Annotated in this window: 24 protein-coding genes; 11 read left to right on the forward strand and 13 right to left on the reverse strand. The window is 54.8% G+C overall.

Annotated elements, in window-relative coordinates; genetic code table 11:
* Positions 1–311: 311 nt before the first annotated feature.
* Positions 312–617: a hypothetical protein gene (locus tag Pr1d_RS02525; RefSeq protein WP_148072052.1), complete on the reverse strand. Its 306-nt coding sequence runs from the start codon at positions 615–617 to the stop codon at positions 312–314.
* Between the two features lie 278 nt (positions 618–895).
* On the opposite strand from Pr1d_RS02525, the gene Pr1d_RS02530 reads away from it, so the two are divergent.
* Positions 896–2,047, forward strand: a complete 1,152-nt coding sequence (locus tag Pr1d_RS02530) for a glycosyltransferase (protein ID WP_148072053.1) — start codon at positions 896–898, stop codon at positions 2,045–2,047.
* 7 nt (positions 2,048–2,054) lie between these two features.
* Here the strand turns inward: Pr1d_RS02530 and Pr1d_RS02535 are convergent, their stop codons facing one another.
* A complete protein-coding gene (locus Pr1d_RS02535; RefSeq protein ID WP_168205022.1) occupies positions 2,055–3,098 on the reverse strand; it encodes a TIGR03009 domain-containing protein in 1,044 nt (347 codons plus the stop codon).
* 261 nt (positions 3,099–3,359) lie between these two features.
* On the opposite strand from Pr1d_RS02535, the gene Pr1d_RS02540 reads away from it, so the two are divergent.
* Complete coding sequence (locus Pr1d_RS02540) at positions 3,360–4,250, forward strand: hypothetical protein (RefSeq protein ID WP_210417864.1); 891 nt, start codon at positions 3,360–3,362, stop codon at positions 4,248–4,250.
* A gap of 187 nt (positions 4,251–4,437) precedes the next feature.
* On the forward strand, positions 4,438–5,349 hold the full coding sequence (locus tag Pr1d_RS02545; protein ID WP_148072056.1) for a hypothetical protein: 912 nt from the start codon (positions 4,438–4,440) through the stop codon (positions 5,347–5,349).
* Between the two features lie 110 nt (positions 5,350–5,459).
* Here Pr1d_RS02545 and Pr1d_RS02550 read toward each other — a convergent pair whose 3' ends face one another.
* From Pr1d_RS02550 to Pr1d_RS02560, 3 genes are all read right to left on the reverse strand, one after another.
* A complete protein-coding gene (locus Pr1d_RS02550; protein WP_148072057.1) occupies positions 5,460–7,118 on the reverse strand; it encodes a hypothetical protein in 1,659 nt (552 codons plus the stop codon).
* 396 nt (positions 7,119–7,514) lie between these two features.
* Complete coding sequence (locus tag Pr1d_RS02555) at positions 7,515–8,345, reverse strand: ParA family protein (protein ID WP_148072058.1); 831 nt, start codon at positions 8,343–8,345, stop codon at positions 7,515–7,517.
* A gap of 75 nt (positions 8,346–8,420) precedes the next feature.
* On the reverse strand, positions 8,421–8,954 hold the full coding sequence (locus tag Pr1d_RS02560; protein ID WP_148072059.1) for a hypothetical protein: 534 nt from the start codon (positions 8,952–8,954) through the stop codon (positions 8,421–8,423).
* Between the two features lie 141 nt (positions 8,955–9,095).
* Here Pr1d_RS02560 and Pr1d_RS02565 point away from each other — a divergent pair, with 141 nt between their 5' ends.
* The 3 genes from Pr1d_RS02565 (at position 9,096) to Pr1d_RS02575 (ending at position 11,369) form a co-directional block, all read left to right on the forward strand.
* Entirely contained in the window at positions 9,096–9,326 is a 231-nt protein-coding gene (locus Pr1d_RS02565; RefSeq protein ID WP_148072060.1) for a hypothetical protein, read from the forward strand.
* 100 nt (positions 9,327–9,426) lie between these two features.
* The gene (gene aroB, locus Pr1d_RS02570; RefSeq protein WP_210417865.1) at positions 9,427–10,530 is read left to right on the forward strand and encodes a 3-dehydroquinate synthase; all 1,104 of its coding nucleotides are present in this window, start codon (positions 9,427–9,429) and stop codon (positions 10,528–10,530) included.
* An 89-nt stretch (positions 10,531–10,619) separates the two neighbouring features.
* A complete protein-coding gene (locus Pr1d_RS02575; protein ID WP_148072061.1) occupies positions 10,620–11,369 on the forward strand; it encodes a hypothetical protein in 750 nt (249 codons plus the stop codon).
* A 52-nt stretch (positions 11,370–11,421) separates the two neighbouring features.
* On the opposite strand, the gene Pr1d_RS02580 is transcribed toward Pr1d_RS02575, so the two are convergent.
* The 5 genes from Pr1d_RS02580 to Pr1d_RS02600 form a co-directional block, all read right to left on the reverse strand.
* Entirely contained in the window at positions 11,422–11,697 is a 276-nt protein-coding gene (locus tag Pr1d_RS02580) for a DUF2442 domain-containing protein (protein ID WP_148072062.1), read from the reverse strand.
* A gap of 37 nt (positions 11,698–11,734) precedes the next feature.
* Positions 11,735–11,962, reverse strand: a complete 228-nt coding sequence (locus Pr1d_RS02585; RefSeq protein WP_148072063.1) for a hypothetical protein — start codon at positions 11,960–11,962, stop codon at positions 11,735–11,737.
* Between the two features lie 4 nt (positions 11,963–11,966).
* Positions 11,967–13,331, reverse strand: coding sequence for a hypothetical protein (locus tag Pr1d_RS02590; protein WP_148072064.1), 1,365 nt, complete (start codon positions 13,329–13,331; stop codon positions 11,967–11,969).
* A gap of 140 nt (positions 13,332–13,471) precedes the next feature.
* A complete protein-coding gene (locus tag Pr1d_RS02595) occupies positions 13,472–14,455 on the reverse strand; it encodes a helix-turn-helix domain-containing protein (RefSeq protein WP_148072065.1) in 984 nt (327 codons plus the stop codon).
* 145 nt (positions 14,456–14,600) lie between these two features.
* Positions 14,601–15,866 carry a hypothetical protein gene (locus tag Pr1d_RS02600; RefSeq protein WP_148072066.1) on the reverse strand — a complete coding sequence of 422 codons (1,266 nt, stop codon included), beginning with the start codon at positions 15,864–15,866 and terminating at the stop codon, positions 14,601–14,603.
* Between the two features lie 552 nt (positions 15,867–16,418).
* Between Pr1d_RS02600 and Pr1d_RS02605 the strand changes: the two genes are divergently transcribed.
* Positions 16,419–18,467 carry a LamG-like jellyroll fold domain-containing protein gene (locus Pr1d_RS02605; protein WP_148072067.1) on the forward strand — a complete coding sequence of 683 codons (2,049 nt, stop codon included), beginning with the start codon at positions 16,419–16,421 and terminating at the stop codon, positions 18,465–18,467.
* Between the two features lie 58 nt (positions 18,468–18,525).
* Here the strand turns inward: Pr1d_RS02605 and Pr1d_RS02610 are convergent, their stop codons facing one another.
* Genes Pr1d_RS02610 through Pr1d_RS02620 form a run of 3 tightly spaced genes read right to left on the reverse strand, consistent with a single transcriptional unit; the run spans position 18,526 to position 21,288 of the window.
* A complete protein-coding gene (locus tag Pr1d_RS02610) occupies positions 18,526–19,476 on the reverse strand; it encodes an N-acetylglucosamine-6-phosphate deacetylase (RefSeq protein WP_238476620.1) in 951 nt (316 codons plus the stop codon).
* A complete protein-coding gene (locus Pr1d_RS02615) occupies positions 19,473–20,228 on the reverse strand; it encodes a glucosamine-6-phosphate deaminase (RefSeq protein ID WP_148072068.1) in 756 nt (251 codons plus the stop codon). The genes Pr1d_RS02610 and Pr1d_RS02615 overlap by 4 nt, the downstream gene beginning before the upstream one ends.
* A gap of 7 nt (positions 20,229–20,235) precedes the next feature.
* Positions 20,236–21,288 (reverse strand): HEAT repeat domain-containing protein, encoded by a 1,053-nt coding sequence (locus Pr1d_RS02620; protein WP_148072069.1) that lies wholly within the window; start codon positions 21,286–21,288, stop codon positions 20,236–20,238.
* A 91-nt stretch (positions 21,289–21,379) separates the two neighbouring features.
* On the opposite strand from Pr1d_RS02620, the gene Pr1d_RS02625 reads away from it, so the two are divergent.
* The 4 genes from Pr1d_RS02625 (at position 21,380) to hisS (ending at position 25,468) form a co-directional block, all read left to right on the forward strand.
* Positions 21,380–22,132 carry a lipoate--protein ligase family protein gene (locus Pr1d_RS02625; RefSeq protein ID WP_148072070.1) on the forward strand — a complete coding sequence of 251 codons (753 nt, stop codon included), beginning with the start codon at positions 21,380–21,382 and terminating at the stop codon, positions 22,130–22,132.
* 142 nt (positions 22,133–22,274) lie between these two features.
* Positions 22,275–22,847, forward strand: a complete 573-nt coding sequence (locus Pr1d_RS02630) for an NUDIX hydrolase (protein ID WP_148072071.1) — start codon at positions 22,275–22,277, stop codon at positions 22,845–22,847.
* A gap of 692 nt (positions 22,848–23,539) precedes the next feature.
* Positions 23,540–23,980 carry a YkgJ family cysteine cluster protein gene (locus Pr1d_RS02635; RefSeq protein WP_148072072.1) on the forward strand — a complete coding sequence of 147 codons (441 nt, stop codon included), beginning with the start codon at positions 23,540–23,542 and terminating at the stop codon, positions 23,978–23,980.
* A gap of 150 nt (positions 23,981–24,130) precedes the next feature.
* The gene (gene hisS / locus Pr1d_RS02640; protein WP_148072073.1) at positions 24,131–25,468 is read left to right on the forward strand and encodes a histidine--tRNA ligase; all 1,338 of its coding nucleotides are present in this window, start codon (positions 24,131–24,133) and stop codon (positions 25,466–25,468) included.
* Positions 25,469–25,600 lie beyond the last annotated feature (132 nt).

Consider the following 25,600-nt stretch of genomic DNA (forward strand, 5'->3'; position numbering starts at 1 on the left):
GTCAGACTCTCCTTCAACGCTCAGGGGTTGCAACCCCTGAGCGTTGGCGTTTTCCTAGGAAGTCTGCCGCACTCATTGGTGTGTTTCACACCTTATTTCTGTGGAGTGGAGTCACCGAACACCTTACTAACCGCAAACTTCGGCCCCCATCACGCCGCTACTATCGGCAGCCTCGGCTAAGTTCCGAGGTTTGGCACGGGTATGATGGTTACGGCTAGCTCCACAAACTGCCTCGGAGTTTCACTCCGACGCCTCGTAGCGTTAAGGAAAGTTTCGTCCATTAGGCGATGTGACAGCACCGTGAGCACGGTTCATTCGAGGTTGGCCCTGCCAAAAGGCCTGTCAAAATCTCTCTTTCGAACAAGCCCTTTGCCTTCGTATTCAGCATTTAGCATCACGTCTCTCGTGTCCTGCAGGCACATCTCAATGTACTCATCTAAGCGAACCTCGTCGCCTTCCGACAGGTAAAGAATACAGCGAAGATGTCGATGACGCGTGCCGTTCGCTAACCCGTCAGGAATTTTATCCAGCAAGTGTTGCAGAATCCTAGTGGCGTGTTCATGGCCAAAATCGTCAATGACTCGCTGGGTAATGTCGCTGGGAAGTTTCTCAGGCATAATGTTGCTTAGTTCTTGTTGAACTTAAACCGACTTCAGGCTTACTGCTGAGTCAAATATATCTCAATTCCTACTTATAGGTACACGTTGAACGTCACGCAACCTGTGTCGGCTTCATCCTCCTGAGCAGTTTAGCGTGCCCCCTATGTTCTGCGGCTTTGTCGACCGCCGCTAGAAAAATGTCCGATAACTAGCGATTACGCTCATTCGAATTGCAGGTAACGCTTCCGCATGATTGATACAATCGTACCTCGCGCCGGGTGACCTACACTTTCCGTATGACGGAAGCCCTCTTTGCACCCACTGAGCCGCTCGCATCTGCGATCTCAACGCAGCGAATCCTGCATGTCATCAATGGCGAACATTATTCCGGTGCGGAACGCGTGCAAGATCTGCTTGCCCAGGAGTTGCCGCAGTTTGGGTTTGATGTGACGTTTGCCTGTGTGAAGCCGGATCGGTTTCCTGAGGCGCGCGTGTCGCAATCGGTGCAGCTCTATCGCACTCCGATGCGGAGTCGGTTCGATTGGCAATGTGGTCGCAAGCTGGCCGAGCTAATTCGTCAGGAAGATTTTGCCCTGGTTCACGCCCATACGCCCCGCTCGCTGATGGCTGGGGCGATTGCCGCCCGGCTGGCGGACGTGCCACTTGTTTATCATGTTCACAGCCCCACGGGCAGGGATTCCACGCGGTGGCTGCAAAACCTGGTCAACGAGCGCTTGGAGCGGTGGCTGCTCAGGCGGGCCACACGCTTAATCACCGTATCACCAAGCCTGCAAGAGTTGATGGTTGCCCATGGATTCTCTCCAGCACGAGTCGCCTACGTCGCCAATGGGGTACCGGGTGTAGAATTCATATCCCGTGTTCGACCCACGGGCCGTTGGACACTCGGCATGGCGGCTCTCTTCCGGCCACGCAAGGGAATCGAGGTGTTGCTCGAATCGCTAGCGTTGCTGCGAGGCAAAGGTCACGATGTGCATCTACGAGCGATCGGGCCTTTTGAAACTACTGCCTACGAGTCCGAGGTCATGGGACTTGTTGAGAAACTGGGGATTGCGGACCAGATCACTTGGACTGGCTTTGTGAGCGACATCCATGCGGAACTGCGTAAGGTCGATCTCTTCGTGCTGCCGAGCCTATTTGGTGAAGGGCTGCCGATGGTGGTGCTGGAGGCGATGGCAGCGGGGTTGCCTGTGGTGGCGAGTGCGGTGGAAGGAATTCCTGTCGCGGTGCGCGAGGGAGTGGATGGGTTATTAGTTGAGCCCGGCAGTGCTGAAGCACTTGCCGCCGCCGTGGGTGAGATCATCCGAGAAGATAGTTACTACGACTATGGTTCGCTCAGTGAGCAGGCTCGGAGTCAGCACGGGGCTAATTTCTCAGCCCGGACGATGGCGCGCAATGTCGCGGAAGTGTATCGCGACATACTGGGCTGATGCCTGGCTACTTCAACTGCGTGTCCGCAGGCTGAGCCGCTTGAGGAGCGGTCGGTAGTTCTTCGACGACCCGCGTCCAACCCAGCGGGGTCCGTGGTGAATTGAACAAGGCGCCGAACAGTTGATTCAGTGCGCCGTTCACCGAGGGCTTTTCAAACATGTAAACGGCCCGATTGCGGCCATTGGGCATGTGAATCTGAATTGCTTCGGGCATCATTGTTTTGCGCTCGAGCATCACGTCGACATGGTGGTAGTTGGCGGCATCGGCTTGCGTGCGAGGGTAGGCTTCGAGCCAGATTTGTGAAGCGTTGCCCTGCCGACTCCGAATCCAGTAGCGGGCCTTCAGCTTGGCGGCCTCGGCACCAAACAAGAAGGGGAGCGGTCCATCGACGATTGATTTTCCGCGCATATCTTCGGGGAGCGCTTGCACCACAAGTTGCTTCTTTTCGTGCTTGTATTCGTAGATCGCCTTGCCATCGCAGACCCAGTGTTCACCCACTTCGTCTTTCTGCAGGACATATTCGCCCGGCTTCTCGGGATCTTTCTGCACGAAGCGTCGGATATCGTTGATCTTGAAACTCCCCTTGTCCGGCTTGGCGTAGGTGAGTTGGCCGGTGCACTTGATTGCCGGGTCGTTGGGGGGACCAAACACGGGGTCGTATTCCCAGCGCTCGAAGTGGCAATCATAAGTCTTGATATCTGCCCCGGCATTTTCCCACATCTGCAAAATCTGATCGACGAACTGCTGCTCGACTGCGTCGAGTTGGAACGGAGGACCAAACCCCTGCTGTTCGGTGGGGGAAGTAGGTTGCTGCTGGCTGGGGACCGAGGCCACTTGCGCAAGGGGAGCGCCAGCCGATTGATTCTGCTGCAAAACGGGTTGGATTTGACTTGGTTGTTGCAGGTCCCCTAACGACGCCGATTGTTCGGCGGGAAGCTGTTGGGGGCTCGTTGCCGTGGGATCGGGCAGTTGTGTCTGGGCAACCCCACTAGCCACGGGAACCAAGCAGGTTATTAAAGCGAGGGTCAACACTCTCTTCGACAAGGGCATAGGAAATATCTCTTTTTGGTGCGGAACGAGGTACCGCAGAGTTCTGCTATCGAAGCACCGACGCGAGGTCTGGTCGGCAACGGGGCGGGGATCATAGCAATCGCTTCCCATGCTTACCAGGGCGAAATGGGAGGGGGGAGTTAGGAGGTGAGTAAGTTAGTAAGTGAGTAGGTTGGTGAGTTTGCTTGCTGTGCTCCTTCCTCAGCCAATTGCTAATATCTCCCTTGACGTTCTGCCAGCACTGCGCGCACTATTGTCCTCATGAGTACCATGAATCTTCGTTGGAAGGCTAGTCTCTCTGCCAGTTCGTTGCATGCGGTGTTGTGCGCGGTGGAGGGTTTGCCAGCTGCCAACAATTCATTTGCGGAGATTCTGCACGAACCGGGTGACTGTCTTATTCAAAGCATCGAGGGATGCGGCCTGGAAGTGGCTGCGGTTCTCGAAATGCTCGTCTGTCAGTCTGCGGACTATGAAAACAATCGCCAACTGGTCGAGGTGTCACTTTCTCGTTTGCATGGCCGAGAGTCAGCGACTGAAGAGCGAGTCAGCGTTCTAGCGGCGGCAATTAGTGGCTTGGAAACCCGCACGCTGGCTGAGCGGCCGGAGTTGGTCGACGAACTGGCCCTGCGAGCTCGACCTTTGCACGAGCAATGGGAAGCCCGTGGACCCGGCTTGATGCACATGTTGGCTCAGTTGACCGAAGATTCCTTCGTTGCCGAGACCGCTGAGGTCGTGCTTGTCGCTCCCTATGTTGGCGGGTATGGGCGAGCGTATCTCCGTGCGAATCGGGTCGTTTTGGAAGGCCTTCTCGCCAATCCCCACGCAGATCTCCCGGAGGCTTTGCGTCTGGGTTGGCTGCTGGCCCAACTCCAAGCCGACGCGCCGATCTATGCTGACGCCGTCTCCGGCGAGCGATTGGCGTTGTTGGCACAGATGGCAACGATTCCCGCAGTACTCACAGCGGCTGAAAGCGTGGAATGGGCAAAATGCGATGCGTCCACGATCACCCGAGCCTTGCAGTGCTGGTGCTTCGAACAAGATGCTCCTGCCGATCTTGCTGAGAAGCTACTCGGATGGTGGGAAACCTACCACCAAGGCACCTCCTCTTGGCAGGTCGCCTGGCGAGCGCTCGATGCGCTGCTTTCGCAGTAGGCGAGCCGGGTCGTCCCCGACCCCCGAAAGGGGATGGTCGAGTCTTGTTGAACCCTCCCCTTCCGGGGACGGCTATTAGAGAGAGTTCAAAGTGCTAGCGGACGAATCGCTGTTGACTTCAGACTGTAGTTGCACGAATCTCCCGAGTCGTACAACCCTCTACTTACGTCTAGCTTGGACAGATGCTATGCGCATAAAATCGCTGTTCTTTCTTTTGTTTTTCCTGGCAAGGTATCTATCTCAACCCACCATTGCCGCTGAGTCCGTTGTTCAGCAGGCCACTCACAATGCATCCGCATCACGCCGGGTTTTTTCTTCTGGGGAAGTAGTCACATTCTCACAGCAACCCACGCAAGTAGGAGATCGAGTAGCCCAGCGGGTCGGCATGGAGCTTGACCTTCGCACAGTGATCAAACAAGCGGGCCAAGTCGCAAACGACAGTTCGACGGCAATGCGAACTCGCCAGCAGCGCCAAATTGAAGTGATGGAAGTTTCCGGCGGTCAGGCACGTCGCGCGCGAGTTTCCTATCCCCTGGCCAAGCAAATGTCTCCAGGGAACCCTGATCCCACGACCGAAATAGCCCAAGTCGTTGAGGGCAAGACGTATTTCATCAGTCGTGTGGGGGAGCAACTTCAAGTCACCGATGACACAGGGGCGATTCCTTCGAAGCAAGAATTTGAAATCGTCGTAGGAAGTATGGAAAACTTTGGCAAACCCAATCCGCTCGCCGAGTACTTGCTTGGTCGCGAGATCCGCGTAGGAGACACACTCGACGTTCCACTAGAAATCGCGGCCGGGATGATGGGGTTCGACAAGATGGGAAGCGTCGAGAAATTTGAGTTGCAACTTGAAGACCTGCGGGACGTCGACGAAACACCTTGTGCGATATTTAGTGCTACGATCTTCACCACTGGAAGTGCAGAGTCTCCGCTGCATATCGAGACGACTGGCAGCGTTGCGATCGAGATTGGCACAGCCCGTACGATTGAAGCCACCCTCGAGGGACCCGTGACGATGACCGCCATCGATAACGGCGTTCACTACAAAACCACGGGGAGACTCCTCATGGCGGTTCATTCCTACTATGGTTCGCCGTAGGTCCTCTCCAACCTGCGGACCACGAAAAAAACCCGGCCGACGCGTTCCACGCGCCGACCGGGTAGTCGCAGGAGACTATCAACTCCCTGGCCAGGCCAGGGTTGATGCGCCTAGTAGCAGAACTCGAAACCGCTCTGCAAGCCGTGCAGGAAGATCGAGCCATTGCAGTCGATGTTGCCAATTTGGCCCAGGCTCGTGAAAGCCCCAGGAATCTGATTGGCGGACAGAGCAACGCCGGTGACACCCAACGCACGGTATCCAGCATAGAACCGGCAATTGCAGGTGCATTGGTAGCTGGCCCCGAGGCGGAATTCACCCAAGAAGGCGACTCGGTCATCGTTGGAGCTTGAATTGAACACATCACCCGTAGGATTCACGGTGATATCTCCACTACCAACGAGTCCATTCATCCATTGATCCACTTCAATGTGATTGAGGTAGATGCCGGCATTCGTGCCACACTGCAAGGCAAACCGACCGCCACAACACATGTAGTAGGCACCGTTGGCTCCCATTTGGAAACCAACCAGGTTGTTTTCTGACTCGACGTTGTAGCCCAAGTAGCCATAGTTACCGGAGTTCATCCACTCGAAGTCACTACGAAGGTAGAGATCTTCGTCGAAACGCATGTAGCGGACACCGATCATGGTCGTTAATTGGCAACAGCAAGGCTTACAGCAGCCTCCGCCACATGCTCCACCGCCGCAGGAATTGTCGCAACTTGAACCAACACCACATGACCCGCCACCACAGCAGCCTGCGAATCCACCTCCAAGCAGAGGCAAGCGGAGTAGATTCAACTCCAGATTCTGAGCAGAGAAACTATTCCTGGCTTGTAGCTGACGAATTTCGACGTCGCCGCCAACTGAGTTGTCCGTGGTTGGTGGACCGTAGTCGAAGTAATCATTCACGGGGCGGCCGTCGTAAACCAGACCGCGGAAATCGACCATACCGTAGGTACGTTCGCCGTCACCGTTGTTGTCTACGATGGTGGCAGTTTGAGTGTCTTCAGCCAAACCCCAGTAAGCCGCTTCCCAAGCTAGGGGACCACAACCACCACAGCTATCGCCGCAGGTGCCACAGCCGCCGTAGCCACCGCAGCCACCATGAGAAGCACAAGTTGCACCAAAGCGGAATTCTGCACCACCCATGACATCGTTCTCGATGTCAGAAGTGGTCAGGACAACCTCATCATCGGTCGGATAGTAGCCTACACCGGGGGTCGTGGTCACGAATCCCAGCGGAGTGCTCCCGCAACCCACACGGTCCATGAGCAGTCCGTAAACGCCACCGAACCAATGACGACGAGGGCAGCAAGGATCGCAGACTCCATAACAAACGTTCCCACCGTTGACATACGGTGGGCAACCACCGCTAAAGGTGTCGTAGGTGTTCCCACAGTTTCCTGTAGGGCAATCAGCCGAGTAGCTCTCGTAGTTATTGGGACTTGGTGAGGGAACAGGTTCGGCACTGGCCATTCGATAACTGGGTTGCATCGGCGCCGACTGGGCTGCAGGCTGGGGAGCCTGCTGCATCGGTCCGGGAGGGACCGATTCCAGATTGTTGTACGAAGGCATATTCACCCCATTGGGCTGATAAGCCGCCACGTATTGCGGGGCGTACGTCTGCTGGGGTTGCTGCGAGGATTGCGTTTGTGGTGAGGTATAACCATACGCCGCATACTGCTGGGCCAACACGGTCCCAGTCGGTGCGGCCAAGACTGCTGCCAACACGGTCAGTCTGTGCAGATGGGTAGTCGAGAGTTTCATTTCGCGGGTCTCCTTTGCGATTTATCAAATCCCAAATCCTTTCGGGATCGTGTCGAGCTCAAATTAAGCTTGTCACCGGTGGCGAACCGGCTCAACAAACTAGGCAGGACAATCGGCGGGGTGTAGTTTCCGCCCTAAATCCCAATCGACCGTTACAGGTGGACAAGTTGCAGGAGGTAACCAGCTGCACAAAAGAATTTTTAGGTGCAAGAGATACGACCGTTGCAATCGTTAAAGTTCAACACGCACGGTCTTCCAAGTCGGTAAAGTTTGCCAGACCGGAATAGGATATCAGGGACTTGCTGGCACCGTAGAAGGGGGCGTTGTCGCCCAAGGTGAGGTAGGCAGACTATTGAGCCACGAATCGGGCAGGAGTTCCCGATCTGCATAGTTTCTTCAAGCAGCCTGTCGCAGCGGTTCTGGCTGAATTTGCTTGCCATCGGCAACCGCTAGCATCTCATCTGCCAGTGCCAGATAGTCTTCCGCACCCGCTGATTGGGGCGAGTACTGGAAGATCGACTGCCCGAAGCTGGGAGCCTCAGCCAGGCGAATGTTGCGGCGGATCCGCGTCTCAAACAAGTGCACTTCTTGCCAGATGCCCGGTTTATTGCGGGCGTCCTGAAAGAACGCTTCGACATCAGCAGAAACTTCGGTAGCGAGCCGTGTGCCGGTATCGAACAGGCAGAAAAGCACCCCGGCCAGCCGCAGGCGATCGTTGAGCCGCTGGGCGACAAGATTGATCGTTTGCAGCAATTTACTCAGGCCGTGCAGTGCCAGGAAGTGTGGTTGTAGCGGGAGAAACACATCGTCGACTGCCGAAAGGGCATTGATTGTGAGAATGCCCAACGAAGGAGGGCAATCGATCAGCACAAAATCAAAATCCTCACTCGATTGAGCCAGTTTATCTCGTAAAATCAGTTCGCGACCAACCACGCCGGCTAGTTCTACTTCAGCGGCGGCCAAGTCGATGTGTGATGGTGCCACGCGCAGATTCGGACCCGCATCTTGCCAAACTTCCGAGAGGTCCACATCGCTGGTAAGCAAATCGTAAACCGTTTTGCACTCTGGTTGGTGACCCAGTCCCAGATGCAGGGAGGCATGGGCTTGTGGATCCATATCGATGAGTCCGACGCGCAGCCCACGGTCAGCCAATGCAGCGCTCAGATTGACCGCCGTTGTAGTCTTGCCAACTCCACCCTTTTGATTGATGATCGCGATCGATCTCATGCCACGCACCTTTTTCGTTGAACAAATGCTCAAAATGGGCGCGGAGTATAGTTGCTCGGCAATTGCATAAACAGGTCATTCTGAGGTTTTGCTAGCATCGAACAGCTTGGCACTGGTGCAGTATTGGCGCAATGTTTCCGCCATAGGTTGGCAATCGACGGCACGGAGTCGTGCGCTTTCCAATATCCCCACCACAGTGAAATCCTTGGAAAACAGCAGCCGAGATTCCTGGCCATCTTCGGCAAACAACAGACAATAGTGCCAGTGGGGAGACTTCACTTCACGGTGCCAAGCGTAGTTTCTGTCCGTAAGCAGCGATTTTCTGAGAAGCAGCATACCGGGGACTTTCGTCACATCATGCACTCGAATCGGGATGAATTGTTCGTCGTCCAGGACAAGTAATTCAGCTTCTTCGTCCGCCGTTGCCTCGGTCGCTGGGGCCAACGTCGATGCAGTCACATGCGAGGATTGGTTAATCAATTCGGCTGCCGTGGGCCCCCAGAATTCGGTGCTGCGATGGGCCGATTCAAATCGGTACCACCACGAAACGACCCCCAAGGTCAGGGCCAAAACGGCGAGTCCCGCGACCAGTTTGGTTCCAGTTGGCATCGCTAAGCTCACAAATCCTCAATTTCCTGCCACAAGTTGGGTCGCCAGCGAGGAGACTTTCCCGCACCGCAAGGGTCAGTATACTAGGAGTGCTGCACTTTTGCACACGAGTCCGAATTTCTAGAAGGAAACCCATCGTCCATGGCCGACAAGTTTGATCCCTATCGCGAAGCATTGGTCGTAGAAACTTCCACCATCTGGCCCGAAGACTGTGAGCTCGATCCCGAGCGTCAGTACCAAATCGCGTCTGCGCTGCACGCCCATCCCGAAGAAATTGCCAACCTAGAGTACGTGCGAGTCCACTCAGGGTTCTGTCGTATCATCCACGTAACCGACGAAGACATCGAGCGGGCATCGGAGTTGGTGGGATAGGATTTAGCTCAGAGGTCGCCGAGGACTGTCGTTGAACGACTACTCCCAAAATCTCTGCGCCTCCGCGTGCTCTGCGTTTAACAAATAAGAGGTTTATGTTGTGGCCGAGTCCCCCCTGATCACACGTGTCAATCTTGCTGACCGCAGCTACGACATCCAGATTGGCAGCGGCAATCTTGCCGAACTTTCTTCTTTCATGCGCGATCGGTGCCAGGGTTCCCACGTGGTGATTGTCACCGATGATCAGGTCGATCCCTTGTATGCCGACAAGTTAGGAGATCAGCTCGCAGGTGACGAGTGGGAAGTTCACGTGCTAGTTGTCGATGCTGGCGAGCAATCCAAGAGCGTTGAGGATGTTCATGAACTCTGGGAGACAATGCTCGAGGAGGGTGCCGACCGCCAGAGCATCGTGCTGGCCATCGGTGGTGGCGTCGTCGGCGATCTGGCTGGTTTCGCGGCCGCTGCATTTGCACGCGGCTTGCAGTTCTTCCAAGTCCCCACGACGCTGCTGGCGCAGGTGGATAGCTCGGTAGGTGGCAAAGTCGGCGTCAATCTTCCCGGCGCAAAGAACATGGTCGGCGCTTTCTGGCAACCACGCGGTGTACTGATCGATGTCGATGTACTCGCCACCCTGCCCGAACGTGAATATTGGGCCGGACTGGCGGAGGTCGTCAAGTACGGCGTCATTCTCGATGCCGAGTTCTTCGCGTATCTCGAACAACACGTCGACACGATCAACGCCCGTGATCCCGCCGTCCTCACGTATGTGATCGAGCGCTGCTGTCGCCTGAAGGCTGATGTGGTTGAGCAAGACGAATGTGAAACCACGGGGCTGCGAGCTGTGCTCAACTACGGCCACACTTTTGCCCACGCCTTCGAAGCCGCCAGCAAGTATGGCCTGCTCTTGCATGGCGAAGCAGTAGCCATTGGCATGGAATGCGCCGCCCGCCTGGCCCACCAGCTGGATCGCATTGATGATGATTTTCTGCGTCGTCAGACGGCCTTGCTCAAATCGCTTCATCTGCCAACTGAGGTGCCCGAGTTCGACGGCGACGAACTGGTCCGCATCATGCGCCGCGACAAAAAAGCCGACGAAGGTCGCCTGCGCTTTGTGCTGCCCACCAAGTTGGGGCATGTAGAACTGGTGAAGGATGTGCGAGTGGACGACGTGCTGGCGGCGTTGAAGGCAGCTAATGCTGGCTAGGCGATAAGTTCCTCTTGTACCAGGAGGAGACAAGCTTCATGATACGTTCTTGCCAAGCTGTCTAGCTGTTATTTGAGGAGAAGGATCTCATGCGAATTTGTAGTCTATTGTTGTTTTCTGGACTACTTGGGATGCCAAACTTGCTTCATGGCGCTGTTCATGAGCGAGACTTTCTAACTGCCGGTGACGGCCTGCTCACCTACGACGACGTGAACAACCGCGAGTGGCTTGATTTGACTGAAACACTCGATTTGGCATTCACAAAAGTCGAGGAACACTTTTCAATGGGCGGATATCTAAATGGGTTCACTCTTGCCACAGTTGAAGATCTTGAAGGCCTAGCCGATTCGGCAGGTGTGTCATGGGCATCCACTCCAGAATTTCCCGGAGTTGAGGGCGCTTTTGCTTGGGAGTTGATAGAGCTTGTGGGAGAATTGCCTCGGAATAATTCTCCACAGTCACAATGCTGCGTTGTCTCAAATGGTGTGGATTACTCTGACGTACACATCATTGATATTCTAGATGCGTTAGGATTCCGACAATCTATCGGACACGTCGCAGAATACGGAATCGAAAACGCATCAGAGTTCTCCAAAATGGTGTCAGTTTTCAGCTTCGGGGAGTATGGTGCAGAGCCAGTAAATTTGCCAGTTAATTCTCCTCCTCATAGAGATTACAGGTCTGGTGGAATCACCCTGATTGATGTCACTTCTGCGGAGAATTCCTCGGTTGTGGGGCCGTATTGGTTATACCGTCATGCAATCCCTGAACCTTCCTGCTTAACGCTACTTTCATGCTGCATGGCTCCTTTGCTCTGTGTTCGGCGCCGAATATGTTGAATCAATAAAAGCGATCCATGTGAAGCAGGTATGATATTCAGGTGTTTCGAACTCAAGATTGAGTCTGCCTCTTCTCCAGCCACCGGGCTAACGACGCATCGCTTTCTGCTGAGCGCCGGCCCGCCAGAAGCCCTTCGATGCTGATATCCTCATCGAGCGCCGGCCAGTGAATTCCTTCGCCATCGCCGATCAACTTGCAGTTTTCCCGCTCCTGTTGACTGCCCGCGAGAAGCCTTGGATACCAAGCTAGAGGCACGGAAAGTGCTCGACCGTCGTCGAGAGTGACAGTCAATGATTCTTCGGAGATTTCTATCAACTCAGTAAACATGCATCAATGAATTGTTCTGCTTGCCCATCTGCTGTGGCTAGTTTACACCCACAGCGGCGTAGACTTTGCCATTCTTCAGCAACCAATCCAATTCTTGTCGTTCCGCACGCTCTTTGACCTCTTTCAAGAATGAGACCGTTTCTGCCTCATAGCATGGTTCGCTGGTATCCTCATTAGGGACAACCATTTCGACCTCGACTGCCACAACTAACTTATCGGTCTGGATAAATCGTGTCCGTTTGAATCGTCCGCCTTCGATTCTCATTGTTCTAAGTCCCACCTTTCGCCCGTTGCCGCGCTTGCCACCAACCCTCGCTAACCTTAATCAGCGCGGTGCGATCTTCCAGATTTGGGCGGAAAATCGTCAGCAACAACAGTGGCAGGAACCAGGCGATGAACACGCCCCCGTCGTAAGCATGCCAGAATTGGGCGGCGACCATGATTGCTGCTGAGCACGAGATCAGGGTGGCCAAATTCTTTTGAAATGGCCAGATCGTGAAACTAAACGACAGTGCCACAAACGCGGCGAGCACTGGGTAGCGAAACACGGGATTCCAAAACTGCCAGATCCCTTGCAGGTTCGCGGTGGTCGGCAATCGCAGGCCGAACATCTGCAACAGGTGATCGAGAAACCGCTGGGTGTCGGTCGCTGTGAATGCCAGCGTCAGAACCAGGATGCCAATCATCAATACCACACCAGTGGCAAAACGCTTGATGCCCCGATCCCAATAAAAGCTGCACCACAGTGGAATCAGAAACGCCGGATAATAGATTGTCCCCGATGCCAGACCAATCAACATTCCCGCCAGCAGCGGTCGACGATAAAGGACGATTGCCCAAACCAACAGCGCAGCCGGCATGGCGTGCTCGACACTACCTGTCCACAACGCTGTGTAAGGAAGCAACAAATAGGTGGTCGCTGCCGAGATACCCATCGTGATGTTGTCGAAATGCAAATAGCCAACGAGCACCAGGCCCACGACGATCAGCACATGCGATAGAATTGCCATCACGCGAGCGGTGGCCTCTTGGATGATCCGTTCGCGGCGGTCAAGCTCTTTGGTCGTCGGGCGTTCGGTCTGGGGAGCCGCACCGATGAGTGTCTGCGTGGAAATCCGCGGCATGCGATAGAGCAGAAAGAAGCCTGGTCCATCGGTAGCAAAACTGTCTTGCTCATCACCGATTGTTTCCTCGATGCGGACTTCTTCTGCCTGCCGCGCCGGCAGTAGATCTTCCATGTTGGGTTCGCCTGTGACGACATTAGCCATCAAGAAGAACAAGAGCGAACTCCCCATGAAGAGCAGACCCGCCGCATTGAGGTTCGGTTCCAGCAGGGGTCGGCGGACCATCCAGGTATCCATGAGCAGCCTGGTGAGCCACAAGAGTTCGACGGTCAACAACCAGAGAAATCCCAGATACTCGATCTGCAAGGCGTTCTCAGCAACCCCTGCGTTTTCCCAGGACCACTGCACGAGCAAGAGTCCAGGGGCAAACAGGATCAACAAGAACAGGTCGAAATTGCGCACGCTGAAAACGCGATTGAACTTGAAATAGAGCGCCAACATCAAGAGCGACGAAAGATAAGCCCAACTCGTGGGATTGACGCGCTCGTAGTGGAAAAGGATTTCTGGCATGCGGTACTTGCAATCTAGTGCCGGTGGCGTCAGGCAACGAACTCACCGGCGAAGGATATCCCCTAGTTTACCAAGAATGGTACGTACAGGGAATGACCGTTTACCCCTACACCCAGGGATTGCAATCCCCGGGCGTCGAGTCATTCCACTACAGAGATGCCTAGCCGGACACGTGCCGTTTCGGCCCAAGGGCTTTCTGGTGAGAGTTCCAAGAATCGACGCCAATGCTGCTCAGCAATAATGGGTTTCGCGAGCTGCTCAAGAACCCCCGCTAGATGATAATGCACGTCGGCATAGTCGCCATGAAAACTGAGTGCCCCTTCAAATGCAGCGACTGCCAGATCAAGTTCGTTATTCTCTGAAAGCACACACCCTAACATCGCGCGGGCTTCGACAAACTCTTCATCCAATTCCACGGCCATGTAGAAACGTTCCCGGGCTGCCGCCAAGTCGCGCATGCGATAGAGTACATCGGCCAGTGAGAAATTCACATCTGCCGAGGGACCATCTACGACCAGCATCATGCGGTACGTTTCCGCAGCCCGCGCCAGTTCTCCTTGTTCCTCCCATGTCAGAGCCTCCTGCTGTAAGCCGGACAGGTGAAATTCGGAGGGGACGGATCGAATAGGGATCGTACCAGCAGCAACTTCCGCCGAAGGTTGTTCCAGGGCAAGCACACTCGGCTCATCAGCGGGATCCCGCTCACTTACTTCATCGATGGAATCGAAGTCGATAAGCAACTGCCCACCGAGTTCGCTCAGATCGTCACCTCGTCGCAGAATCAACTTGCGATCTACCACCACCAGTGCCGGATTAGCCAACGGACGCTCATCCTCCGGAAGATGGCGCTCGAGTTCTCTGAGCTGGCGATCGATTGAACTCAATGAGCAACCGGCGTGAAAGAGTTCCGCCAGCAATCGAGCAGTCGTAACCTCGGTGAAGTCGAAGTAGGAAAGCCGCCGTACGGAGTGGCACTCCTTGAGAATTCCCCGCCGCTGCCAACGCCGAATCGTGGCTACCGGAACGTGTACCAACTCAGCGAGCATCGCCAGTGTGTACCACCGGGCTACACTGGGAGGATGCGTCTCGGCGTCGAGGACTGAGGTGTGGGGAGTGCGAACCATCACGGGCAAACCTACGGGGCAGAGGTGCTGAAGCGACCTGTAGTTTCTGCTCGTCTGGTCCCGATGTCAACGCACCGGAAATAGTCGCCTTTCGCTCCGCGAAAGTAGCGCAACTTCTGCAGAGCACAAGGCGACAAGAATAGATTCAGTCGTTAATGGCTGCGACCAACTGCAAGTCATCGGCCGGCTCGTTGGAATCGGCAGGGGTGGCCACCTCAGCCAGGGGCTCGGCAGGAATCGGCGTCGACGCAACTGGCTCAACAATCGTACCGCCACAGGGAACCTTGAGCATGATCGTACGTGGGACGCGAACCGTGTAGGTCACTGGTACCTTCTTGCAGACCGTGCGCGGGATTTGAACGGTTTCCTGTTTTTCAACCATCCGACAAACGCGCACCTGGTATGGGACAACCTTTTCTTCCTGCACATAGCGACAAACAGTCACAGGAATCTGACGGACTCGCTCTTCCTGCACATACTTGCAGACTTGCACGGGCACCTGCTTCTCGACTCGCTCCACCACTTGGCGACAAGTCGTCACAGGCACCATCCGGACTTGTTCTTCCTGGACGGTCCGGCAGACCTGCACGGGCACCTTACGTACCATTTCCTGAGGAACTTGACGGCAGACCTGGACGGGAACTCGTTCGATAACTTCCTCGGGGCACATGCTCGTCACGGCAACCTGCTGGGCAACCACATTGGGTTTCCAAGCTTGGGTCACAACTTGTTGGGGAGGAGTCTGGATATTAGCCCAGACAAGACCTGGTCGTTGAACCTGAATCTGACCCGTCACCGGATTCATTACCTGGGTGGCGGGCATCCAGGTAAGACCTCGTCGCACGAGCTGACCTGGCACAGTGGATACTTGGTTCACAAAACAGCCCTGATCGGCGAAACGAGTTTCCATACGTGTTACGGGTCGCATGACAGTAACGCGGCGTTCCTGCTCCACGGTTTCCGTCACGGGACGCATCACCGTATAGCGTTCTTCCCGTTCGGCGGTCTCCCATACTTGGCGTTGGACAGTAAAATGTTCTTCGCGCTGGCTAGTCTCGACAACGTTGCGGACTTGGTTGTAGCTGGCATCCCGCATCTGTGTCTCGTAGACAGGCCGCGAAACCATGTAGCGCTCTTCGCGGACGCTTGTTTCATTCACGGGGCGTGTGACCGTGTAGCGATGCTCGCGCTGCTCGGTATCCCAAACGGGGATCTTGCGCACGACTTGCCGCTCTTCGTAGACAGTTTCCGATTCAAGCTTGTAGGCAGTGACTTGCTTTTCTTCGTAAACCGTCTGACACTGCAGCGTGTAGCTCGGCTCACAGCACACCTCACACTGCGCAGCGACAGTGCCGAGCAGCGAACAGCTGGAAACAATAACGGCCAATGCAAACCAAATGTGGCGTTTCATGCCAAGTATCCTGATTCAAATTGTGGATAAGAATGATCTGGAGAAACGGCGTACGTTTCTCGACAAACAAGACCCTCTACAACAGTGTTGCGGACAAAGTGCGCCGAGGCAAATAATTCTTCTAAAGTAAAGCGTTGCTAGCACCGACAACGTTGCAAAAAAACAACACCTGCTCCGACTAGCGAGTTTTTGCTTTCACTTTCAATGTGGCCAGAAAACAACACGACAGCAATGGGTGAAATGACCTCGGACAAGAAAAGCGACAAGTGCCCGTTCTGCAGTCACTACAACCCGCAAAGTTTGAAGCGCCAGGGACTCCTGAGCTTCCGCTAAAGGTTCTACGTTTACCGTGGTAGATGTGTTTACAGTTACTGTAAAATCTGGCGGTGAATCTCCTAAACGGCGTCGCGAAGAGCTGGACGATACTCTGCAGACAACGGGTTTTAACGGGGTTTCTGATTCCACAACGCTTCACAAAAATCTGTTAGACTGGAAGAGTATGACGACTGAGAGACTTCAAACATTCACCAAAGATGATTTTCAAGATTGATTATGACTCGACATCTATTGATCACATCATGCTTGCTCGCAATTTGTCTACTTCAATTCGGGGTCTGCAGTCCCTGTTTGGCTCAGGCCAGTCGCAAATTCAATGCGGAATCGGTACTCGATCACCATCCTCACGATGGCCATGCCCATTACGATTCTCATCCCCATCCCACGATCCTGGATGAGAGCCGTTTTATTACCAATCGAGAGAGTCGTATCCAGTTGCCGCTGCCCCAAGAAAAGGATTCTTTTACATTCGTTGTGTTTGGCGATCGGACCGGAGGCCCCCCCGAAGGGATTGAAATTCTCAAGGAGGCCGTCGCGGATACGAACTTGCTGGAACCCGATTTGGTCATGACTGTTGGTGATTTGGTACAGGGATACAACGACAAGGCTTCCTGGCTACCACAAATGAACGAGTACAAGGAGGTGATGAACAAGTTGCTCTGCCCGTGGTTTCCTGTCGCAGGGAATCACGACATCTATTGGCGCGGACCGGGCCGACCCAAGCGTCAACATGAGAATGACTATGAAATGAACTTCGGACCGTTGTGGTACGCCTTTCGGCATAAGGGAAGTCTCTTCATTGTCCTCTTCAGTGACGAAGGGAATCCCGAAACAGGAGAAAAGTCGTTCGAGGATCCAGAAAACCAACGTATGAGTCCCGAGCAATTCTCGTGGTTGCAAGAAACACTGAAGCAAAACCAGGATGCGGAGAATGTGTTTCTATTCCTGCACCACCCACGTTGGCTGGGAGGAAATTACGGCGATGATTGGGAAAAAGTACACCAAGTCTTAGCGGAAGCCGGCAACGTCCGCGCCGTCTTTGCCGGCCACATCCACCAGATGCGCTACGATGGTCCCCGCGATGGCATCGAGTATGTCACCCTTGCCACCGTCGGTGGTGGGCAGAGCGGCTTGTCGGACAGTGCTGGCTTTCTTCACCATTTTCATGTCATCACCGTTCGCAAACAACAGATCGCCATGGCCTGCCTGCCGGTGGGTGATGTCATGGATGTCCGGAAAATCACCGGCACCGTGAACCAAGAAATCAGTGCGATTGCCAGGACCCCTCCCACATTTCCCGGACGTCCGTTGGTGGCCGAGGATGGCAGCGTCGCCCAACCTGTCGCGGTCGAGTTGTTCAATCCAGCCAGCCAGTCGGTCGAGTTTGAAGTCTTTCTCGATCCGGCGGATCGCAACTGGATCGCGCGGCCCGATCATTTTCACAGCAAGGTCTACCCTGGACAACGAGCGACTTTTCCCCTGCGACTCCGCTCACTGGGGTCCATCACCGAGCAGCAGTACGTACCACCCAAGCTCATGGTGCGAGCCGATTATCTGACCGATGGTGCCCGGTTTACTGTCAAAGAACGCCAGTACACGATTCCGGTCTCTTTCCAAGTGACCCCCCCAGCACAACCTGATCAGGATATGGCGGTCTCGGTAGGAGAAGGAAAGTATCTCTCGATCGACGATGCCGAACTCAAGATCCCCGATGGCCCGATTACTCTTGAATGTTGGTGTAAGCCGAACGGTTTTTCGCAGCGCGTCGGATTGATTACCAAGACGGAGGATTCGGAGTTTGGCATATTCGCCAGCAGCGGTGTCCCCTACTTCACGATCAACCTCGATGGTCGCTACCGCCAGCCGCAGGACCTCGATACGAAACTTGCAATCAGCGAGTGGCAGCATGTCGCTGGTGTCTATGACGGCCAAGAAGTTCGCACTTACCTGGACGGCAAGTTGGTTGCGAAGCAGGCTGCCTCGGGTAGCCGCAAACGAAATCAGTTGCCCCTGATTATTGGTGGCGACGTGAGTGAAATCGGCAAGGCGGACTCTCCGTTTGACGGTCTGATCGACGCCGTCAGACTCTCGACAACAGCGCGTTACCAAGATGATTTTGAACCAGAGAGACGATGGTCGACCGACGACAAGACCGCATTGCTTCTGAATTTCGACGGTTTCGTTGGCCCCCTGGCCTACGACGAGTCCGGCCACTCCGCCCACGCCCGCCGTCACGGCAACGTGGAACTAGTCCCCGTCGAATAGTTCCGTGTTAGCCGCTCCGCGGTAGCCGAGTCCTGCTCGGCGGAGCGAAGCGCGCTGTTCAAGTCGCCTCCTGTCTATTGATTGCACACTGCGGGTTATACACGAGAAGCTGCGAGATTTCGTCTTCCGAGAGAGCCAACTCACGTCGCAGTCGCTCTTCCACTTGAGGCATTGTCGCCGAAGAGCCGGCCAGATGCGAACGATCTGCCGACCAGGTAGCCCCCTGTTCATCGACGATGACTTTTTGGTCTCCCAATTCGTATTCGCCAGGACCCAGCCCGGCGGCGCTGATGGCGTCGGTCACCACAATCGCGCGATCCCTTCCGGCAATCTTGAGATAGTTGCCCAGAGCCGGCCAAGGGATGTGCACACCATCGGCAATGAAGGAGATCCAGAGCCGTTCGGCTCGGCTCAAAATTCGCTGGATGATGTTGTCGTGCCGCGAGAGTTCCAGCGGGCAGCCGTTTCCTAGATGCGTAAACATGGACAAACCCGCGTCGATCGCCGCATCAATCTCGTTGAGCGTTGGATTGCAATGCCCCGCCGCCACGCAAATGTTCTGATCGGCCAACATGCGTGTCACTGCCATGCCGGCATCACGTTCGGGAGCCAGCGTGACGATCCGCGTCAGTCCTTCGGCAGCTTCTAATAATCGCTGCATATCTGTGACATTCGCCGGGCAAACTGCCGAGCGAGGATGAGTCCCGACGTAGCCTGGCTCGTTGAGAATAAAAGGTCCTTCGATGTGGAATCCCCAGACGATGCGCTGAACTAGTGAATCAGCAGCCCGGAGGGTAGCGAAACGAGCCAAGCGGGTCGCCATCCGCTCCACCTCGTCGGTAATGATCGTTGCCAGGATTCCCGCAACGCCGTCGGCCTCAAGGCGTTGGCATGCTTTATGGATCGCTTCGGCAGTAAGTTCGTCGCTGTTGAAGTCGATACCATAGTAGCCATTGACTTGCAAGTCGACATAACCGGACTGGTGATCACTCATCAGAGAAGTCGTCATGTTGTCTTCTGCAAAAAGCTGGCGGACGGAGGGTCTAGGAACAGCGTCGCCATGGCATGCGTTTGGAGGATCGACGCGGGTACTTGATTCCTGACTGGACCTTCAACGGCATTGCGAACTGCTTCGGCCTTGCGCTCATCCGGTACACTGCAGACGATATGCTTCGAATTCATGATCTGCCGAATCGACATGCTGATTGCCCTACGCGGCACTTCGTCGAGCGAACCGAACCACCCTTCGCCCAGTTGTTGGCGACGACAATCTTCATCCAGTTCAACGACCAAAAAGGGTTCTTCCGTCTGAAAATCAGCAGGCGGATCGTTGAATGCCAGATGTCCATTTTCGCCGATACCCACGAAGGCGACGTCGATAGGTTGGACTCGGATGAGCTCACCGAGCCGCGCACATTCTGCCAGCACATCGCCCGATCCTGCGAGACCTTCACCATTCACATAGTTAAAACTTGCCAGCGGAACCTGCTCCACAAACCGCTCCTTCAGATACTTCCGAAATGAAGCGGGATGTGATTCAGGCAATCCAATGTACTCATCTAGGTGAAAACCCGTGACTCGATTCCAATCGATGTCAGGCTGATTCACCAAAGCCGCAAGCGTTTCAAACTGAGAGGCTCCTGTGGCGACAATGATCGAGGCGCGCTCTTGCTGGGAAAGGACCTCTCGTAAAACTGCAGCGCCTGCCTCAGCAGCACGGCATCCCAACTCTTCTCTGCTCGAACAAACGACGACTTTCATGTACAACTCACTTTGTTAATTTCCCCAACACTTCCCGCGCCCGATCTACCAGCTGCGAGGGAACCGCCGCATCGTCCGCTGCTTCATCAATAAACTTTTCCACCGCTGTGCGCATGCTGTCAAGATTGGCTTCCGGATTCTTCTCTTGCACCACCACTGCCGCATCGAGGGCATTTTTGATTATCGTATCCCGCTTGCGGTTGCGCGCCTGTGGCAACGTATCCTTCGTGGCTACTTCAAGTGATTCCAGGTCGAGCATTTCCACCAGCGGCGCGATGGCTAGCAAGCTTCCCCGCCGCGCGAGTGCCAAAGCCGCGTTGTAGCGGGCATCGCTGTTCAAATCGTCTACGAGAGTTTCCAGTTCGACCGTCAACCGAGGATCGGCCTCGTCGGACAACGTGATGACCCCCAAGGCATATGCGGTCTGGGAACGGATAGCGTCATTCTTGTCATTGCTCAGATCAACAAATGTTTCGACAAAATGTTCGTTTTGAAGCGGCCGGGGTGGATCTTGCTGGCGAAAATCTTCGGCCAGGATCGCCAGCGAGTTAATCGCTGACCCGCGTACATAGTCGTCCGGGTCTTCATGGGCAGCCCGGAGGAGTACGGGGACCCCCTCGTCGACATGAAACTCCCCCAGTGCGGAGCACAGAAAAGTGCGCAATTTTACCGAGCCGTCGTCGTCGTTGCCTGCCGTGATTTCCTCGTCAAGCAACTGGGCCAGTTGGCCAGCCAAGTCGGCATTGTTCTTGAGTTCTGGATTCTGCTGCTCATTTCGCAGGGCATTGGCCAACTCAAACGCCTCCTGCCAACGATTCTGGCTGGAGCTACGCAGCGTCGCGACGATCTTCGCCGGATCGCGCTCTCCCGTATTCGCCAGGGAGGTGACAAGCATTCCCAGCAATACGACTACCAACACGATGACTGCTGGAATGACGAACAACTGCAGGATGAAACCGGCGCTGGGCGGCTCAACCGGGGGTAGTAATTCGTCAGCACTGACCGGATCAGGTGGCTTCGGCGAATCGGTAAAGGAAGAACCAGGTGGGTTGGAAGACATGTCAAACCATGGGATGATGGGGTGCGTTAAATATCCCCTCAGAATAGCACAGCACCAACCAGTCGACGAGGTCTGACCCGATCTCCCCGCCATGCTGAAACTGGAACTCACCCTGCCGACAGCGGCAGAGAACATAGCCCTCGATGAGGCTCTGCTCGATGCGTGTGCAGCGGGCGAAATAGACCGCGGGGTATTGCGGATTTGGGAACCAGATCGCTATTTCGTCGTGCTGGGACGCTCCTCTCGGCCGGAGGTGGAAGTCAATCTGGAAGCTTGCCGCCGGGAAGGCGTTCCCGTGCTACGGCGAGCCAGCGGTGGAGGGACCATCCTCGCCGGCCCCGGCTGTTTGATGTACGCCGTGGTGCTGAGTTATCGGGATTACCCCGAACTACGGGCTATCGATCGGGCCCATCAATTTGCGAGGCAGCGCCTGGTAGATTCCTTGTCTCAATGGATGCCAACGGCCCGAACGGCTGGCACAAGCGACTTGGCCATCGAAACGGTCGAGAAGTCGCTACAGAAATTCTCCGGCAATGCGCTGCGTGCCAAGCGAACCCATCTGGTCTACCACGGCACGCTGCTCTACGATTTCGATCTCGACCGCCTGGCGCAACTTCTGGCGACTCCAACACGTGAGCCAGAGTATCGGGAAGGGAGAGAGCACACGGATTTTGTAGCCAACCTCCCCTTGAGCCACGTCCAGCTTATCACCGCACTTACGACAGGCTGGCAGGCTACAGAATTACTCACCGAATGGCCGCAAGAACGTACCCAAGCGATTGTGTGCGAGAAGTATAGGGATGATCCAAAGTGGGCCATTCTGCAGCAGTTCCAAACACCTTAGTCCTTTGTAAGAAATAGAACGCAGATGAACACAGATTAGGCGGATGTGCGCGGATCAGAGTGATCGGTTAGAAACAAATCTGCGCTAATCAACTGAATCGGTGTTCATCCGCGGCCCATTTCTTCTCTTCTACAATCGAACCATGCATCGTCAGCCACTTTTTGAACTACTGGATCGGTACTCGGCTCACTACCCTTACGAGGCCGAAGTCGCTGCGCGAATTCGTCAGTTAGTAGAAAGCTCGCCGGATTGCTTTGAGCGGACTTGCCGACCGGGGCATGTCACTGGTTCGGCTTGGGTGCTTTCCCAGGATTGCAAGAAGTGCCTGTTGGTTCACCATGCCAAACTCGACCGCTGGCTCCAGCCAGGGGGCCACGCCGACGGGGATACTGCGATTCAGGAAGTGGCCTTGAAGGAGGTCCGCGAGGAGACGGGGCTTGTCGAGCTGGAACTCCCTGCCACGGATGGTGTGCTGGTGCCGCTGGACCTCGATGTTCACCTCATCCCGGCTCGGTACTCTCCCACAGGCGAGCTCATTGAGGATGCCCATGAGCATCACGATGTGCGATTTCTGGTCATTGCCCGCGCCGATCAGCCCATTACCGTCAGTGAGGAATCACATGACCTAGGGTGGTTCACCAACGTGGAAGTCTCGCAATTGACCGACGAAGAGAGCGTCCTCAGGATGCTCCGCAAAGCGGGGCCTTACGAGTAGCTTTTGTCATGAAAAAAATGACTTCTCTGTAAAGTGCGTATTTTGCTCTCTTCAGGCTTATTCTAAACTAAACCCCTATGTCGACTATTAGCAATCGTATTGAAGGCAAATTTCTTGTAGTGGAGGACAAGACGGCATTACCAATGCGTTGCATACGTACTAATCGGTCCATTGGTGCAGAGGAATATCGACACTGGGATTTGCCGTACATACCAAAGTGGCTCGTAATTGTTATGCTCATAAGCCCCTTCCTGCTTATTATCGCACCTTTTGTTGTACGTCGTCGTTGCCGGTTGAAAGCAGGGCTATCGAAAAGCGTAGGACGGAACTATTTGCTATTGAAGTTTTTTGGCGCGTCGTTGATCCTGTTCTCTTTTTTGGGGTCACTCTTGGGGATACTTCTGGGTTCATCTGACATTGTCATGTTCACTCTTGGATTCGCCCCTATTTTCTTTTGGGTTGGATTTGCCATTCTCATCCTATTTGCCTCTCCGTTGAGGGTTATCAGACAAGATGACGATCTTTTTTGGGTTAAGGGGTGCTCGGTAACATTTCTCGAAAGCCTGAAAGAATCAGCGAATTAGCATTTGCTCGTCAGAGATAAGAGCACATTCACTGCTTTTCAGAGCGTCTCGGACCTGTTAATTTACTCTTTTCCCATTCCTCACGACGTAAGTCAGGAACCCCCACCTATGTCTACCGGTTACGGCCTCACCCAGATCCCTCGTGACGAACTTCCCGAGGGCAAGGTCCTCTGTGAATACTGTACGGCCAAGTGCTGTCGTTATTTTGCATTGCCGATTGAGACCCCCGACGAGTATCAGGATTTTGAGTACATTCGCTGGTATCTGCTCCATGAACGGGCCAGTGTCTTTAAAGAAGACGACGATTGGTACCTGCTTGTGCACACCGTCTGCAAACATCTGCAAGACAATAATATGTGCGGCATTTACGAAACCCGCCCGCAGATATGCCGTGACTACACGACCAAGAATTGCGAATACGAGAGCGACTACACCTACGAGTTTTACCTCGAGACCGCCGAGCAAGTCTTCGAGTACACCGAGGCAGTGTGCCAAAAGAAGGGCAAGAGCATCCGCAGCCGCAAACCGGAACTGTTGGCCGTCATTTAGCAGAAAGATTTAAACGCAGAGGTCGCGGAGGCGCAGAGAAGTCATTGAATTTACCTATTTCAAGGTATCAATGGACAAGTACCGCATGCTGACACTTTCCATTCCTTCCTCTGCGCCTCAGCGCATTCTGCGTTAAAATGTATTGACAATATGCCAGAACGTATCCAGCCTCGCACATTAAAAGGGTTTCGGGATTATCTCCCGTCCGCGATGATTCCGCGCGAGTGGCTCATCGACACGGCCCGGCGCGTGTATCGCTCTTATGGATTTAGTCCGATCGATACTCCGGCTCTAGAGTATCTGGAGATTCTTACAGGCAAGGGAAGCGACGAGACCGACAAGCAGCTTTATCGGTTCGCCGACCATGGTGGGCGCGACGTAGGGCTACGGTTTGACCTCACGGTCCCCTTAGCACGATTTGCCGCCCAGCATATCCAGGAACTCGGCACACCCTTCAAGCGGTACCACATCGCCAACGTCTGGCGGGGTGAGAACACTCAGCGTGGCCGCTATCGTGAATTCATGCAGTGTGATTTCGACACGATCGGCACGGAATCGAACTCCGCCGATATCGAAATGGCGCTCGTCGTACATGATCTCTTTAATGCGATCGGTATCGAGCGATTCACGATTCATGTCAACAATCGCCGGGTGCTCAATGGATTGCTGGAAAAGCTAGGACTCGTAGAACAATCGACCTCCGTGCTGCGGGCATTGGACAAGTTGGCCAAGGCAGGTGCGGAAGTCGTCGCGAAGGAATTATCCACGACGGCGGGGGCAAGTGAGGATCAGGTCCGCGACATCCTCAAGCTTGCGGCTCTCGAAGGAGACAACAACCAGATTCTCGCGCAGCTTGAGTCGCTGCTCAGCGGAAGTGAAACGGGGGAGCGAGGGCTTGCGGAGCTCACTGAGATGAGTAACGCGCTCTCAGCCGTCGGAGTAGATAGCAAGCGTTTTTGCATCGATGTCGGCATTGCCCGGGGACTCGACTACTACACCGGCACGGTGCTAGAAACTTTTCTCGATGACCTGCCGGCGATCGGCAGCGTCTGCAGCGGCGGGCGCTACGACAATTTGGCGGAAGTGTACACCAAGCAGCATCTGCCTGGTGTCGGTGCTTCGTTGGGTCTCGACCGGTTGCTTTCAGCGCTAGAAGAACTGGGCACACTCGAAGGAAACTCAACCCCCGCGCCAGTGTTCTTGCCATTTTTCGATGCCGACCGGCGCAACGACTACCTGCGGCTTGCGGACCAAGTGCGACGCGCGGGCATTGGTGTCGAATTCTTTCCCGAACCCAAGAAACTTGGCAAGCAACTCCAGTATGCCGACCGGCGCGGCTTCCGCGTGGCACTCGTGATGGGGGTTGACGAATTCGCGTCCGGGCAATGTCAGGTCAAAGATCTGGCATCAGGAGGTAGCAAGACTGTCTCTACGGCTAGCGACGCTGCCTTAGTCGTTGCAGAAATACAGCAAATTCTTTCCCAGTGATTGGGTGACAATTGCATTGTTTCTGCGGGATTCATGCATCTACTTGAATTCACAAGCAAGTTAGAATGCATGAAAACGCAGAGTTCGCGGAGGCGCAGAGGAATAACGCAGAGAATTGCGAATTATTTCTTC

The organism is Bythopirellula goksoeyrii, from assembly GCF_008065115.1.
In the GTDB taxonomy this organism is placed as follows: domain Bacteria; phylum Planctomycetota; class Planctomycetia; order Pirellulales; family Lacipirellulaceae; genus Bythopirellula; species Bythopirellula goksoeyrii.

Bases quoted from the DNA above. Each gene is read 5' to 3' on its own strand.
- Pr1d_RS02525 (WP_148072052.1), bottom strand. From the start codon at position 617: ATGCCTGAGAAACTTCCCAGCGACATTACCCAGCGAGTCATTGACGAT.
- Pr1d_RS02530 (WP_148072053.1), top strand. From the start codon at position 896: ATGACGGAAGCCCTCTTTGCACCCACTGAGCCGCTCGCATCTGCGATC.
- Pr1d_RS02535 (WP_168205022.1), bottom strand. From the start codon at position 3,098: ATGCCCTTGTCGAAGAGAGTGTTGACCCTCGCTTTAATAACCTGCTTG.
- Pr1d_RS02540 (WP_210417864.1), top strand. From the start codon at position 3,360: ATGAGTACCATGAATCTTCGTTGGAAGGCTAGTCTCTCTGCCAGTTCG.
- Pr1d_RS02545 (WP_148072056.1), top strand. From the start codon at position 4,438: ATGCGCATAAAATCGCTGTTCTTTCTTTTGTTTTTCCTGGCAAGGTAT.
- Pr1d_RS02550 (WP_148072057.1), bottom strand. From the start codon at position 7,118: ATGAAACTCTCGACTACCCATCTGCACAGACTGACCGTGTTGGCAGCA.
- Pr1d_RS02555 (WP_148072058.1), bottom strand. From the start codon at position 8,345: ATGAGATCGATCGCGATCATCAATCAAAAGGGTGGAGTTGGCAAGACT.
- Pr1d_RS02560 (WP_148072059.1), bottom strand. From the start codon at position 8,954: ATGCCAACTGGAACCAAACTGGTCGCGGGACTCGCCGTTTTGGCCCTG.
- Pr1d_RS02565 (WP_148072060.1), top strand. From the start codon at position 9,096: ATGGCCGACAAGTTTGATCCCTATCGCGAAGCATTGGTCGTAGAAACT.
- Pr1d_RS02575 (WP_148072061.1), top strand. From the start codon at position 10,620: ATGCGAATTTGTAGTCTATTGTTGTTTTCTGGACTACTTGGGATGCCA.
- Pr1d_RS02580 (WP_148072062.1), bottom strand. From the start codon at position 11,697: ATGTTTACTGAGTTGATAGAAATCTCCGAAGAATCATTGACTGTCACT.
- Pr1d_RS02585 (WP_148072063.1), bottom strand. From the start codon at position 11,962: ATGAGAATCGAAGGCGGACGATTCAAACGGACACGATTTATCCAGACC.
- Pr1d_RS02590 (WP_148072064.1), bottom strand. From the start codon at position 13,331: ATGCCAGAAATCCTTTTCCACTACGAGCGCGTCAATCCCACGAGTTGG.
- Pr1d_RS02595 (WP_148072065.1), bottom strand. From the start codon at position 14,455: ATGGTTCGCACTCCCCACACCTCAGTCCTCGACGCCGAGACGCATCCT.
- Pr1d_RS02600 (WP_148072066.1), bottom strand. From the start codon at position 15,866: ATGAAACGCCACATTTGGTTTGCATTGGCCGTTATTGTTTCCAGCTGT.
- Pr1d_RS02605 (WP_148072067.1), top strand. From the start codon at position 16,419: ATGACTCGACATCTATTGATCACATCATGCTTGCTCGCAATTTGTCTA.
- Pr1d_RS02610 (WP_238476620.1), bottom strand. From the start codon at position 19,476: ATGACGACTTCTCTGATGAGTGATCACCAGTCCGGTTATGTCGACTTG.
- Pr1d_RS02615 (WP_148072068.1), bottom strand. From the start codon at position 20,228: ATGAAAGTCGTCGTTTGTTCGAGCAGAGAAGAGTTGGGATGCCGTGCT.
- Pr1d_RS02620 (WP_148072069.1), bottom strand. From the start codon at position 21,288: ATGTCTTCCAACCCACCTGGTTCTTCCTTTACCGATTCGCCGAAGCCA.
- Pr1d_RS02625 (WP_148072070.1), top strand. From the start codon at position 21,380: ATGCTGAAACTGGAACTCACCCTGCCGACAGCGGCAGAGAACATAGCC.
- Pr1d_RS02630 (WP_148072071.1), top strand. From the start codon at position 22,275: ATGCATCGTCAGCCACTTTTTGAACTACTGGATCGGTACTCGGCTCAC.
- Pr1d_RS02635 (WP_148072072.1), top strand. From the start codon at position 23,540: ATGTCTACCGGTTACGGCCTCACCCAGATCCCTCGTGACGAACTTCCC.
- hisS (WP_148072073.1), top strand. From the start codon at position 24,131: ATGCCAGAACGTATCCAGCCTCGCACATTAAAAGGGTTTCGGGATTAT.